Here is a 726-nt window from a genome sequence, read left to right as displayed (position 1 = left end):
AAAAAGGCCGCTTTCGAGTGCAAATGAGGCGGTATCTCTAGATTTTTTCCTGTCTGAGTTTGGGGAGATCGTTACCTCCAGGAAAATGCTCTAGAAAAAAGAGAAAAAGGCCCAAGGGTAAAGCAAATACTCCAAGTAAAACAACTTCCAGATCAGTTGATAATAGCCAACAATCGCCTCCCGACGGCTGAGATCCAGATGGACACCATAGCCCAAGAGGATCCCCAGCCCCAACACATGGCTCACCAACAGCCAGAGGCCGTTGCCCGCAAGGAGAAAAGAGATCCCCACCCCGATAAATCCCAGATAGCAAAAGGCCAAAATGCCGATACAAAACCTTGAGATCCGCTCTGGCCCAAAGCGCAGCGAGAAGGTGGCAATGGCAAACTGGCGATCCCCTTCCATGTCGGGAATATCTTTGAAAAGGGCGATCACCAGCCCAAAAATCGACATAAACCCCGTCAGCCAAACAATCGCAGCCGAAAGCTCGACCCTTCCCTGCATCACCTGCTGAAAATGGCTGTAAAGGCCCAAATTGACGATCAAGCCGCGCACGCTGTAGATGCAAGCCGAGGCTGCCAGCGGAAAACGCTTCAACCGCAAGGGGGGCAACGAATAGGCCGTGCCGATCCCATTGCTCAAAAGCACCGTCAGCAGCAGATAAGGGATCCCAGCCATGGCCAGCAGGACGGACGCCACCCCACAACCCACGACGATCCCCACCCC

General features: G+C 53.4%; 1 protein-coding gene. It reads right to left on the bottom strand.

The genetic code is table 11. The features are described from left to right. Positions 1–90: 90 nt before the first annotated feature. Positions 91–726 (bottom strand): homogentisate phytyltransferase (locus NW815_RS02635; protein ID WP_414415680.1); only part of this gene is annotated, 636 nt, incomplete at its 5' end.

Origin of the sequence: Synechococcus sp. R6-7, from assembly GCF_047461695.1 — a bacterium.
Classification (GTDB): Bacteria; Cyanobacteriota; Cyanobacteriia; order Thermostichales; family Thermostichaceae; genus Thermostichus.
Note: the sequence above shows the minus strand (reverse complement) of the source record. Positions and strands in the feature narration are given on the sequence as shown.